The 11,443-nt window shown below is 70.1% G+C and carries 12 protein-coding genes; 8 read left to right on the top strand and 4 right to left on the bottom strand.

Annotated elements, in window-relative coordinates; all coding sequences use genetic code 11:
• From ITP53_RS34230 to ITP53_RS34220, 3 genes are all read right to left on the bottom strand, one after another.
• Positions 1 to 857: DUF4388 domain-containing protein (locus ITP53_RS34230; protein WP_195899599.1), on the bottom strand; the 857-nt coding region annotated here is incomplete at its 3' end.
• Positions 854 to 1,228 (bottom strand): roadblock/LC7 domain-containing protein, encoded by a 375-nt coding sequence (locus ITP53_RS34225; protein ID WP_195899598.1) that lies wholly within the window; start codon positions 1,226 to 1,228, stop codon positions 854 to 856. The genes ITP53_RS34225 and ITP53_RS34230, both read right to left, overlap by 4 nt.
• Positions 1,229 to 1,386: 158 nt before the next feature.
• Positions 1,387 to 2,592: a DUF4032 domain-containing protein gene (locus ITP53_RS34220; RefSeq protein ID WP_195899597.1), complete on the bottom strand. Its 1,206-nt coding sequence runs from the start codon at positions 2,590 to 2,592 to the stop codon at positions 1,387 to 1,389.
• Between the two features lie 22 nt (positions 2,593 to 2,614).
• Between ITP53_RS34220 and ITP53_RS34215 the strand changes: the two genes are divergently transcribed.
• The gene (locus tag ITP53_RS34215; RefSeq protein ID WP_328816660.1) at positions 2,615 to 4,183 is read left to right on the top strand and encodes a DUF885 domain-containing protein; all 1,569 of its coding nucleotides are present in this window, start codon (positions 2,615 to 2,617) and stop codon (positions 4,181 to 4,183) included.
• 5 nt (positions 4,184 to 4,188) lie between these two features.
• Here the strand turns inward: ITP53_RS34215 and ITP53_RS34210 are convergent, their stop codons facing one another.
• Positions 4,189 to 4,821: a class II aldolase/adducin family protein gene (locus ITP53_RS34210; protein WP_195899595.1), complete on the bottom strand. Its 633-nt coding sequence runs from the start codon at positions 4,819 to 4,821 to the stop codon at positions 4,189 to 4,191.
• A 100-nt stretch (positions 4,822 to 4,921) separates the two neighbouring features.
• On the opposite strand from ITP53_RS34210, the gene ITP53_RS34205 reads away from it, so the two are divergent.
• The 7 genes from ITP53_RS34205 to ITP53_RS34175 all read left to right on the top strand — a co-directional run bounded on the left by ITP53_RS34205 (position 4,922) and on the right by ITP53_RS34175 (position 11,365).
• Positions 4,922 to 5,839, top strand: coding sequence for a carbohydrate kinase family protein (locus tag ITP53_RS34205; RefSeq protein ID WP_195899594.1), 918 nt, complete (start codon positions 4,922 to 4,924; stop codon positions 5,837 to 5,839).
• Positions 5,836 to 7,056 (top strand): aminotransferase class III-fold pyridoxal phosphate-dependent enzyme, encoded by a 1,221-nt coding sequence (locus ITP53_RS34200; RefSeq protein WP_195899593.1) that lies wholly within the window; start codon positions 5,836 to 5,838, stop codon positions 7,054 to 7,056. Before ITP53_RS34205 ends, ITP53_RS34200 begins: the two co-directional genes overlap by 4 nt.
• A 129-nt stretch (positions 7,057 to 7,185) precedes the next feature.
• Positions 7,186 to 8,631 carry an N-acetylglucosamine/diacetylchitobiose ABC transporter substrate-binding protein gene (gene ngcE, locus ITP53_RS34195; protein ID WP_207756793.1) on the top strand — a complete coding sequence of 482 codons (1,446 nt, stop codon included), beginning with the start codon at positions 7,186 to 7,188 and terminating at the stop codon, positions 8,629 to 8,631.
• A gap of 4 nt (positions 8,632 to 8,635) precedes the next feature.
• The gene (locus ITP53_RS34190) at positions 8,636 to 9,550 is read left to right on the top strand and encodes a carbohydrate ABC transporter permease (protein WP_195899592.1); all 915 of its coding nucleotides are present in this window, start codon (positions 8,636 to 8,638) and stop codon (positions 9,548 to 9,550) included.
• Positions 9,551 to 10,405: a carbohydrate ABC transporter permease gene (locus ITP53_RS34185; RefSeq protein ID WP_195899591.1), complete on the top strand. Its 855-nt coding sequence runs from the start codon at positions 9,551 to 9,553 to the stop codon at positions 10,403 to 10,405. It abuts the gene before it with no gap.
• A gap of 22 nt (positions 10,406 to 10,427) precedes the next feature.
• Positions 10,428 to 10,703, top strand: a complete 276-nt coding sequence (locus tag ITP53_RS34180; RefSeq protein ID WP_195899590.1) for a 4a-hydroxytetrahydrobiopterin dehydratase — start codon at positions 10,428 to 10,430, stop codon at positions 10,701 to 10,703.
• A 95-nt stretch (positions 10,704 to 10,798) separates the two neighbouring features.
• Positions 10,799 to 11,365 (top strand): superoxide dismutase family protein, encoded by a 567-nt coding sequence (locus ITP53_RS34175; RefSeq protein ID WP_195899589.1) that lies wholly within the window; start codon positions 10,799 to 10,801, stop codon positions 11,363 to 11,365.
• The last annotated feature ends 78 nt before the right edge of the window (positions 11,366 to 11,443 follow it).

Below are 11,443 nucleotides of genomic sequence, written 5' to 3'. Positions count from 1 at the left end.
CCCGCACCCACCCCCACCGGCTCGGCCCCCACGGGATCGGCCCCCACGGGATCGGCCGGCGGGCGCGGCGGTCGCGCGTCGAGGCCGCGCGTCCGCCTGGGCAGCCCCGGCCCCGCGTCGGCCTCACCCTGACCGGCCTCGGCGCCGTCACCCCGACCGGTCGTGGCACCGGCGGGCTGATCGGCCCCTCTGGCGGCGGCGTGGCCGGTGGCGGCGGTCGGGTGTGGGGTGAGGAGGCCGGCGGCGGCCAGTTGCCGGACCGCGACCAGCACCGAGTAACCCGACCGGCCGATCTGCCTGGCCAGCTCCAGCGGCGTGGCCCGCTGATCGGCCCGGACGATCACCTCCCACTGGGCCCGGCTGAGTGTGACGGCGTGCCCGGGCAGGCTCGCGACCGGCCGCACCGGCAGCCCGTCCACGTCGGCCGACGGCCAGATCTCGGCCAGCCTGTCCTGCCGCCGCGCGCACTCGCGTACCAGTTCTGGCACGTCGAAGAACCACTGACCGCCCAGCCAGTGCGCCTCCCTGGGCCGGAACTTCGGCCGCGTCTCGCTGACCGGCAGCAGGAAGAAGGCGGCGTCCAGCACCGCCGCCCGCACCGCGTACTGCAACTCGCCGGCGGTGACGACCCCCTCGGAGATCAGCCGCTCGCACCCGCCGTCCGCCCGCACCCAGCGCAGCGCCGAGTCCGGCAGCACGCCCCTGCCCGCCAGCAGCTGCTCGACGCCCGGCGTCTGGGCGCACTCCATGTACGTCACCCGCCCCTCGGACACGAACACCGTGCCGCTCCTCCCGAGCCGCAACGCCCCGGTGGAGCGCTCGCGGGCGAGCCCGGACAGCAGCTCGTCGAGCCTCACGTCGTCAACCGGCCGGCGATCGACCGCAGGAGCCGGCGCGCGGAGACGGGTTCCGACCGCTCGAGATCGAGCCGCACGTAGATGACCAGCGGCCCCTCGACGGCCGTCTCCAGCGGTGTGAGCAGGTGATGGCCCTTGTCCGTGGTGACGATCATGTCGTCCACGCGTACGACGTCCCCAGGGCACGAGCGGGCCAGCCCGCCGGCGGTGGCGCGCAGCACCTCGGCCAGCGCCGCGGCGGCCCGGTCCGCGTCCACCCCGGACGGGCCGCTGAAGGCCACCGCCATCCCGCTCGTCTGGTCGACCAGCATGGCGTCCAGCGCCCCTGGTATGGACATGATCTCCGTCAGGCAGGAGCCGATTCCGGGCACATGACCTCCCTCCATCGTGACCTCGCCGTCGTGAATCGGGGACAGCGTAGAGGAACGGCGGGGTGACGCATTGTGCGGAGGTTAAGCTTTTGTACGGCTCCGGCGCAGAAAAACCACACCGCTTCGCATAACCGGTCGATCTCGGAGAAGGCTTCGCGTCAGTGCGCCTCCTCCGGCAGCAGCGCCTTCTCGTCGGGCTTGTGCACCAGCACGTTGTCCACATAGGACCGTACGGCCGTGGCCAGCCCCACGTCGGCGCCCGCCTCCTCCGACAGGTACCAGCGGTGGTCGAGTATCTCGTGGAAGAGTTGCGCGGGCTCCAGCTTCCTGCGCAGCCCCGCGGGAATGGCCTCGACCGTCGGCTGGAACACCTCCGCCAGCCACCGGTGCGCCACGATGGCCTCGTCCTCGTGCCGCAGGCCCTTGGCCACCCGGAAGCCGTCGAGATCGTTCAGCAGCCGCCGCGCCTGGTTCTCCTCCACGTCGAGCCCGGTCAGCCGGAGCAGCCGCCGCTGGTGGTGCCCGGCGTCCACGACCTTGGGGCGGACGATGAGCCGCCCGGTGCCGACCTTGCGGCGCACCATCATCTCGGCCACGTCGAAGCCCAGCAGGTTCAGCCGCCTGATGCGCTGCTCCACGCGGTGCCAGTCGACCTCCTCGATGATCTCGCTCTGGGTGATCTCGTCCCACAGCCGGTGGTAGCGGGTGACGATGTCCTCCGCGGTGTCCATGGGGTCGATCGACGGATGCAGCAGGCCGCCGGCCTCCAGGTCGAGCATCTCCCCGAAGATGTTCGTGTGCGCGACGTCGATGTCGCCGAGCCGCTGGCCCTCGCTGATCATCGGATGCATCTCGCCGGTCTCGGCGTCCACCAGGTACGCCGCGAACGCCCCCGCGTCCCTGCGGAACAACGTGTTGGACAGCGAGCAGTCGCCCCAGTAGAAGCCGTTCAGGTGCAGCCGTACGAGCAGCACGGCCAGGGCGTCCAGCAGGCGGGTGAGCGTGTCAGGACGCAGCGTGCCCGACATGACCGCGCGATAGGGCAGCGAGAACTGCAGGTGCCTGGTGATCAGCGCGGCGTCCAGGCCCTCGTCGCGGCCGGTGACGTACGCGACCGGCTCCACGGCGGGCGCGTCCAGCCTGGCCAGGTCCCACAGCAACTGGTACTCGCGCTTGGCGTACCGTTCGCTGATCTCCTTGATCGCGTACACCTTGCCGGACAGCCGGGCGAACCGCACCACGTGCCGCGAGATGCCGCGTGGCAGATCGACCAGATGGTGTTGGGGCCAGTCTTGCAGTGGGACGTCCCAGGGGAGGCGGATCAGGTCAGGGTCACCTAGCGCGCCAGTGATCTGCAGGGGCATTTCATCAGGATATGGTGCATCGGTGGACGAGTTTCTCAAGTGGTACTTTTCCGACCGTCCCGTCACCGCAAGCAACCTCGGGGCGGACGGCTACGATCACACCCTCGGCGACTTCACCGCCTCCGCCTGGACCGCCCGCGAGCGGGAGGCGGCACGCTGGCTCGACCGCCTCTCGACGATCGAGGCCACGACCCTGGACGACGCGATCGACAGGGATCTCGTCCTCTCCCAGCTGAGGGGCTCGATCGCGCTCGCGGCGTGGCCCGAGTGGCGCCGCGATCCGGGGGTCTACCTCTCGGTGATCTTCGGCGCGATGTACACGCCGTTCCAGCGCAGGCTCAAGCCGGAGCCCGAGCTGGTGTCCGCCGCGATCTCCAGGCTGGCCGAGGTGCCCGGCGTGCTGGCCGCCTGCCGGACCAACCTCGACCCCGACCTCGCGGCGCCGCTGCTGGTCAAGCGCGGCCTGGGGCAGGCGCGTACCGGACGTAACTTCCTCACCCGCACGATCCCCGCCATGGTCGAGGACCCCGCGCTGCGCGCGAAGCTGGCCGAGGCCGCCGAGCCGGCGGCGCAGGCGTTCGACGCGGTGGTCGCGTTCCTCGAAGGCTTCGAGTGCGGCGGCACCTGGCGGATGGGGGAGAAGCTCTACTCCACGCTGCTGCGCGAGCGCGAACTGCTCGGGTACGGCGCCGCCGAGCTGCACGAGAAGGGCAAGGCCGCCTGGGCCGAGCTGGACGCCAGGATGCGCGGGGTCGCGCTGGGCGTCAACGGCACCGAGAACTGGCGGGCCGCGATGGAGTCCCTCATGGACGACCACCCGCCGACCCTGGCCGACATGCGCTCCGAGTACGAGGCCGAGACCCGCCGCGCGCGGGAGTTCGTCACGGAGCGGGACCTGGTCACCTTCGCCGACGGCGAGGACTGCCACGTGCTCCCGTCCGCCGAGTACACCAGGCCCGTCCTGTCCGTCGCCCACTACCTCTCGCCGCCGCCGCTGAGCGCCTCGCGCACCGGCGTCTTCTTCGTCCCCTACACCCCTGACGACTTCACCCCCGAGCAGGTACGCCAGCGCCTGCGCACCAACTCGCGGGCCCAGATGCCGTCGATCAGCGTCCACGAGGCGTATCCGGGGCATCACTGGCACCTGTCCTACATGGCGGGCAATCCGCGTACCGTCAGGAAGGTCTTCAGGACGCCGTACTTCACCGAGGGCTGGGCGCTCTACGTCGAGAAGCTCCTGCACGAGCAGGGCTACTTCGACACCCCGGCCACCGAGCTCGCCCACCTCGACTGCCGGATCTTCCGCGCCGCCAGGATCGTCGTGGACACGGCGCTGCACTGCGAGGACATGTCGATCGAGGAGGCGGAGACGTTCATGGCCACGAAGGCGTCGCTGTCGCCTGGCACCGCGCAGGGCGAGGTCAACCGCTACTGCGCCTGGCCCACGCAGGCGCCTTCGTACCTCACGGGCGCGATCGAGATCGACCGCATCAGGGAGTCGTTCCAGGGGCCGCTGAAGGAGTTCCACGACCGGATCGCGGGCTCAGGCGGGCTGCCGCTGGGCCTGGCTGAGCAGGCCGCCCTGGCATAGCGCTGTCACAGCCGGGGAAACGAGGGCGGGTCCAGCGAGCGCTCGACCACGGCGGCGAGCTGCTTCTCCGTCAGGATGGCGGGCTTGCCCACGCCGAGCGCCCTGACGTAGACCTCGCACAGCCACTCCAGCAGGCGGGTGGCCTCGAACGCCTCCTCCAGGGTCGCCCCGACGGTCACCCCTCCGTGGTTGGCCATCAGGGCGGCCCGCTTGCCCTCCATCGCGGCGCGCACGTTGGCGGCCAGCTCCGGCGTGCCGTACGTGGCGTACTCGGCCACCCTGACCACGCCGCCGAGCAGCAGCGCGTTGTAGTGGACCGGGGGCAGCTCGGTCATCGTCGTGGCCACCACCGTGCCGAACACGGAGTGCGTGTGCACGATGGCCTGGGCGTCGGTGGCCGCGTAGACGGCCAGGTGCATGGGGGTCTCGCTGGACGGCTGTAGGTCGCCCTCCACCAGGCGGCCCTCGATGTCCACGATCGGGCACATCTCGGGCGTCAGCCGGTCGAGCGCGGCGCCGGACGGCGTGACCGCGACCCGGTCACCCTGGCGCACGCTCAGGTTGCCGGAGGTGCCGATGACCAGGCCGAGGTCGACGGCGCGCCGCCCGTATTCGCACAACTGCTCGCGCAGGCTCATGCGGCTGAACGTAGTCGTTCGTCCGAAATGGGGCAATCGATCGAAAGCCGCTTGATCCCCGACTCATTGACTTTTATTCGGACATCTGTCTATTTGAACTATGACCGTCGCCACGGTCGGCGTTCACATCGTCGACATCCTCGCCCGGCCTGTCGAGCACATTCCCGACGGTCAGGACACCGTGCTGGTCGACCAGATCCGCCTCACGGCGGCCGGCGCCGCCGCGGGCACGGCGGTGGACCTGGTGAAGCTGGGCAACTCCGTGGTCACCATGGGCGCGGTCGGCGACGACGAACTGGGTGACTTCCTGCTGTCCGTGCTTGCCAGGCGCGGGGTGGACGTCTCACGGCTGGCGCGCAGGCCGGGGGAGCAGACCGCCGCCTCGATCCTGCCCATCAGGCCGGACGGCGGCCGGCCCAGCTTCCACGTGCCAGGGGCGAACCTCACGGTGACGTACGCCGACCTGGACCCCGGCGTGCTGCGCGGCGCGCGGGCGATCCACCTGGGCGGGATGGACGTCACCTTCGGCCTCGGCGACCCGGCCTTCTTCGCCCTCCTGGACGAGGTACGCGCGTCCGGCACCCTCGTGACCATGGACCTCCTCTCGGAGCTGCCGGACCTGCTGGCCATGGCCCGCGCCTTCCTGCCCCACGTCGACTACGTCCTGCCGAACGAGACCCAGGCCCGCCTCATGACGGGGGAGGGCGACGTCGCCGCGGCCGCCGCCGCGCTGCTGGCGGGAGGACCCCGCGGCGTGCTCGTCACCCTCGGCGCCGACGGCAGCCTCGTGGTCACCCGGGACGGGACGGAGCAGGTGCCGGCCATCAAGACGGACGTCTCGGACACCACGGGCTGCGGGGACGCGTACTGCGCGGGCTTCCTCACCGGCCTGCTGCACGGCCAGGACGTGCCGACCGCCGCCCGCTGGGGCACGGCCGCCGCCGCCCGCGTCGCCACCGGCCTCGGCTCGGACGCCGGACTCACCGATCTCGAATCGACCCTGAGGATCCTCCAATGACCGACGCGGACCTGCGCGGACGCGCTCAGAAGGTCGTGCCAGGCGGCATGTACGGCCACCTCAACGCCGCCCTCTTCGCCCCCGGCTACCCCCAGTTCTTCGCCCGCGGCGACGGCTGCCGCCAGTGGGACGTGGACGGCCGCGAGTACATCGACTTCATGTGCAGCTGGGGCCCCGTGGTGCTCGGGCACCGGCACCCGCGCGTGGAGGAGGCGGCCGCCCGCCAGGCCGCGCTCGGCGACTGCCTCAACGGCCCAGGGCCGATCATGGTGGAGCTGGCCGAGCTGCTGGTGGACACCGTGCCGAGCGCGGACTGGGCGATGTTCTCCAAGAACGGCACCGATGCCACCACGCAGGCGCTCATGGTCGCCAGGGCCGCCACGGGGCGCACGAAGGTGCTGATGGCGCATGGGGCCTACCACGGCGCGGACCCGTGGTGCACGCCGTCCCTGTCGGGCACGACGCCGAACGAGCGGGCCGACCTGGTGGAGTTCGCGTACAACTCGCTGGAGTCGCTGGAGGCCGCGGCGGCGACCGTGGAGGGGGACGTGGCGGCGATCATCGTGACGCCGTTCAAGCACGACTCCTTCGAGGACCAGGAGCTGGTCGAGCCCGCCTTCGCGCGCGGCGCCCGCGCCCTCGCCGACCGGCTCGGGGCCGCGCTGGTGATCGACGACGTGCGGGCCGGGTTCCGGATCGACCTGCGCGGCTCGTGGGAGCCGTACGGCGTGCGCCCGGACCTGACGGCCTGGTCCAAGGCCATGGCCAACGGCTACCCGATCGCCGCGGTCACCGGCACGGACGCGCTGCGCGGACCCGCCCAGACGCTCTACTCGACCGGCTCGTTCTGGTTCTCCGCGGTCGCGATGGCCGCCGCCAAGGCCACCATCGAGACCCTGCGCGACACCGGCGGCATCGCCGCCATGGAACACGCAGGCACCCTGCTGCGCGAAGGGCTGCACACGCAGGCCAAGTCGCACGGGTTCGTGGTGAACCAGACCGGGCCCGTGACGATCCCCTGGCTGAGCTTCGACGGGGACGCCGACCTGTCCACCGCGATGTACTGGAGCGACGCCTGCCTGCGGCACGGCGTGTACCTCCACCCGTGGCACAACTGGTTCATGTCGGCCGCGCACACGGAGGACGACGTGGCCAGGGCACTGGAGGGAACGGACCAGGCGTTCGCGGAGACCCGCGCCCACCTGCTCGCCCCATGAGCGCTCTCCAGTGAAGGGATCACGGCAAGGTCACGTCTCGATTGCGCCCTCTTGACGGGTGTCGGCAGGCGTCCATACGTTCGGGCAAACGTTTAGGAAACTTTCCTAATTCCTCTTCGGGAGCCCCCCATGACACACCCGGGCGACATCACTCGGCGTCAGTTGCTCCACCGCATCGGCATGACCGCGTTCGTCGCCGGGCCTGGCGCGGGCCTGCTGAGCGCCTGCGCCACCGCGGGCGCCGGAGGCGACCCCACGGCCGCGCCCGCGACCTCGATCGCCGCCTCCGCGAATCCGAAGAACCCGTTCGGCGCCGACGCGAAGAAGCCGCTCGAAGTGGTCATCTTCAGCGGCGGGTACGGCGACGCGTACGCCAAGGACCTGCACGAGGAGCTCTACAAGAAGGCGTTCCCCGGCGTCTCGATCAAGCACACCGCCACCCAGCAGATCGGCACCCAACTCCGCCCGCGCTTCATCGGCGGCGACGCCCCTGACGTGCTCAACAACTCGGGCCCCGAGTCGATGGACCTGGCCGCGCTGGCCGCGGAGGGCCACCTGGCCGACCTCACCCCGCTGTTCGACGCGCCCTCGATCGACGACCCGGCCAAGAAGGTACGCGACACCGTCACGCCCGCCGTGCTCGACAACGCCAAGATCGACGGCAGGGACCTGGTGCTCAACTACACCGTGTCCCACCGCGCGCTCTGGTACAACGCCAAGCTGTTCGAGTCCAGGCAGTGGACGGTGCCGAAGACGTGGGCCGAGTTCACGGCGCTGGGGGAGACGGCCAAGCAGGAGGGCATCCTGCTCTTCGCCTACCCGGGGCAGAAGGGCCCGTACTACCAGCTCTGGAACGTCCTCTACACGGCCGCGAAGATCGGCGGCAACCAGGTCATCCTCGACATCGACAACCTGGTGGACAACGCCTGGACCGCCGCGCCGGTGAACCAGGCCGTCGCCGTCTGGGTGGACGTCCAGACGAAGTACGGCGACAAGGCGTACTTCGGCCTCGACCACACGCAGACCCAGGTCAAGCAGTTACAGAACGAGGTGCTGTTCTACCCGGTCGGCTCCTGGATCGAGAACGAGATGGCCAAGGACAAACCGGCCGACTTCGAGTACGCCATCGCCCCCATCCCCGACGTCACCGCCTCCGACGCGATGCCGTACGGCGCCATCCAGGTCGGCGTCGGCGAGAACTTCGTCGTCGCGGCCAAGGGCCAGAACCCGCGGGGCGGCCTGGAGTACCTGCGCGTCATGCTGTCCAAGGAGGGCGCGCGCGGCTTCACCGAGAAGACCAAGAACCTCACCGTGGTGAACGGCGCCGCCGAAGGGCTCGACCTGCCCGCCGGCCTGATGAGCGCGGCCCGCGCCCAGGACGCGGCCGGCCAGAACATCATCACCGACGCCCGGTTCGAAGGCTGGTACAAGGAGCTGTTCGACTACGGCACCGAGCAGATCAACGTGGTCATGGCCGGCCGCAGCACCCCGCAGGAGTTCTGCGACCGGATGCAGGAGAAGGCCGACGCGGTCAAGAACGACTCGTCCGTCGCCAAGCAGACGCGGAGCCAGTAGCCCCATGCAGCGGTTGCGCGAGTACGGGTTCGTCGCCGGCTTCCTCGTCATCCCGGTGACCCTGTACGCGGTCTTCGTCATCAGCCCGTACATCCAGGCGTTCCAGCTCTCGCTGACCGACTGGAACGGCTACCGGTCCGATTTCGCGTACGTGGGCCTGGAGAACTTCGGCCTGCTCCTCGAGGACGAGGTCTTCTGGCGGGCGCTGCGCAACCACGGGATCCTCCTGCTCGTGCTGCCGATCGTGACGATCGTCATCGCGCTGTTCCTGGCGTTCCTGCTGAACCTCGGCGGCGGCACGCGCGGCGCGGGCATGAGGGGCGTCTGGGGGTCGACGTTCTACCGGGTGGTGTTCTTCTTCCCCCAGGTGCTCGCCGTGGCCGTGGTCGGCGTGCTGTTCCAGGCCGTCTACCGGCCGGACGAGGACGGCGTGCTCAACGGCGTGCTGGCCAGGCTCGGCGCCGAGCCCGTGGGCTGGCTCACCGAGCCGGGGCTGGCCCTCTGGTCGATCCTCGGGGTGATGGTCTGGCAGGCGGTCGGGTTCTACGTGGTGCTGTTCTCGGCCGGCATGGCGGCCATCCCCAAGGACTACTTCGAGGCCGCGGCGCTCGACGGGGCCGGGCGCGTGCGGCTGTTCTTCTCGATCACGCTGCCGCTGCTGCGCGACACCGTGCAGGTCGGCTGGATCTATCTGGGCATCGCCGCCTTCGACGGGTTCGCGCTCATCCAGGTGCTCGCGGGGGACAAGGGCGAGCCGGATGGGGCCACGACCATTCTCCCGATCACCATCTACAAGACGGCCTTCGCCTTCAACAAGGTCGGCTACGCCTCCGCGATGGGTGTGGCGCTGTTCTTCCTGACCGTGACGTTCGCCGTGCTGACACTGCGGACGACCAGGCGTGAAAGGGTTGAGCTCTAGATGGCCACACGTGGTGCGGGCAGGGCGCGGCCCAGCGTGCTCGGGGGGCTCTCGCACGTGGCGCTGGCCGTCTGGGCGCTGCTGATCATCCTCCCGCTGCTGTGGACGTTCCTGGCGTCGTTCAAGAACAACACCGAGATCTTCGGGGACCCGCTGCAACTGCCCGGCGCGGTGCGGCTGGACTCGTGGGGGCGGGCGTGGGACACCGCGCACATCGGCCAGTACATGCTCAACACCGTCGTCGTCGTGTTCTTCGGTACGGCGGGCACGATGTTGTTCGGGTCGATGGCGGCGTACGTGCTGGCGCGTTACCGGTTCGTCGGCAACAAGATCGTCTACTACTTCTTCGTGGCCGGGCTGGCGTTCCCGATCTTCCTGGCGCTCGGGCCGCTCTTCTTCGTCGTCAGGCAGTTCGGGCTGCTCAACTCGCACATCGGGCTCGTGCTGGTCTACATCGCCTATTCGCTGCCGTTCACCGTGTTCTTCCTGGCGGCGTTCTTCAGGACCCTGCCGGAGGCGGTGGCCGAGGCGGCCAAGATCGACGGCGCCTCCCACACCCGTACGTTCTTCCAGATCATGGTTCCCATGGCCGGGCCCGGCCTGATCAGCATCACCATCTTCAACGTCCTCGGCCAGTGGAACCAGTACTTGCTGCCCCTGGTCCTCCTGGCCGGCGACCCAGACAAATGGGTCCTCACCCAGGGCATCGCCAGGATCTCCACCCTGGCGGGATACGAGGCGGACTGGCCGGGCCTGTTCGCGGCACTGAGCATGACCATTCTTCCGGTCATGGTCGTCTACATCATCTTCCAGCGGCAGATCCAGTCGGGGCTCAGTTCGGGCGCTCTGAAGTAGCGTGTACGGGAAGGGAGGTCCCATGGACATCGAGAGCAAGCTCAACGACCTGCCCGCGTGGCGGCGTGAGGGAGACGAGATCAGGCGGACGGTCGCCGCCCCAGACTTCCCGGCGGCCATCCGCATCGTCGACGAGATCGCCGTACACGCCGAGGAGCTCAACCACCACCCCGACATCGACATCCGCTGGCGGACGCTGCACCTGGCGCTCACCACCCACGACCAGGGCGGCCTCACCGACCTCGACTTCACGCTGGCCGCCGTCATCGACGAGATCGCGGCGAAACACGGCGCTTGACCCCGAATACTCTTCGTAGCCGCATGATCACTCGTTAGAGTGGGTGCCTCTCGGAGCCCCGCCTGCCGTAGGGGCTCGGACCATGGGGGTTTCCTATGCGCGTGCCCGCGTTCCTGCTCGTCCTGATCACCGCCGCCAGTGGTTGCGCGGGCCCGCCCGCCCCGCTCCAGGAGGCCCAGGGCCCCGCCGAGCGGTCTCCGGGCACCGCGCTCACGCTGTCCGGCGCCGGCGAGTTCACCTCCGCGGACACCTCGGCCATCGCCTACGACCGCAAGCTGGTCCCCCAGGGCGCCCAGGCCAGCGTCACCAGCGAGTCCACGGGCGGCACGACCCGCACCTCACTCGTCGTCGAGGGCCTGCTGCCCAAGCGCCACTACGGCGTCCACCTGCACACCAAGCCGTGCGGCAAGGACCCAGAGGCCGCGGGCCCCCACTTCCAGCACCACGCCGGCCAGATCAACCCGAAGAGCGAGGTGTGGCTCGACCTCACCACGGACGCGGCGGGCGCGGGCCGCTCGACCTCACGCAACAACTGGGCGCTCGACCGCGACAGGCTCCCCGGCTCGCTGGTGATCCACTCCCAGCCCACCAAGACCGGCGGCCCCGAGGTCGGCATGGCCGGGACACGCGCGGCCTGCCTGACACTCAAAGTGGCGCAGTAACGATCGCCAAAGGACAACTCCGGTGGTCAGGGAGGGCCCGATCTGGCGTCAGACGGCCCCGGCGCTGCCGCTCAAAGC

Origin of the sequence: Nonomuraea cypriaca (genome assembly GCF_015645445.1) — a bacterium.
GTDB lineage: Bacteria > Actinomycetota > Actinomycetes > Streptosporangiales > Streptosporangiaceae > Nonomuraea > Nonomuraea cypriaca.
The sequence above is the reverse complement of the archived record's forward strand: the minus strand, read 5'-3'. Positions and strand labels throughout refer to the sequence as shown.

What these genes read in the sequence shown, in the direction of transcription:
- ITP53_RS34220 (WP_195899597.1), bottom strand. Translation starts at nt 2,592, where the DNA reads ATGCCCCTGCAGATCACTGGCGCGCTAGGTGACCCTGACCTGATCCGC.
- ITP53_RS34210 (WP_195899595.1), bottom strand. Translation starts at nt 4,821, where the DNA reads ATGAGCCTGCGCGAGCAGTTGTGCGAATACGGGCGGCGCGCCGTCGAC.
- ITP53_RS34205 (WP_195899594.1), top strand. Translation starts at nt 4,922, where the DNA reads ATGACCGTCGCCACGGTCGGCGTTCACATCGTCGACATCCTCGCCCGG.
- ITP53_RS34200 (WP_195899593.1), top strand. Translation starts at nt 5,836, where the DNA reads ATGACCGACGCGGACCTGCGCGGACGCGCTCAGAAGGTCGTGCCAGGC.
- ngcE (WP_207756793.1), top strand. Translation starts at nt 7,186, where the DNA reads ATGACACACCCGGGCGACATCACTCGGCGTCAGTTGCTCCACCGCATC.
- ITP53_RS34190 (WP_195899592.1), top strand. Translation starts at nt 8,636, where the DNA reads ATGCAGCGGTTGCGCGAGTACGGGTTCGTCGCCGGCTTCCTCGTCATC.
- ITP53_RS34185 (WP_195899591.1), top strand. Translation starts at nt 9,551, where the DNA reads ATGGCCACACGTGGTGCGGGCAGGGCGCGGCCCAGCGTGCTCGGGGGG.
- ITP53_RS34180 (WP_195899590.1), top strand. Translation starts at nt 10,428, where the DNA reads ATGGACATCGAGAGCAAGCTCAACGACCTGCCCGCGTGGCGGCGTGAG.
- ITP53_RS34175 (WP_195899589.1), top strand. Translation starts at nt 10,799, where the DNA reads ATGCGCGTGCCCGCGTTCCTGCTCGTCCTGATCACCGCCGCCAGTGGT.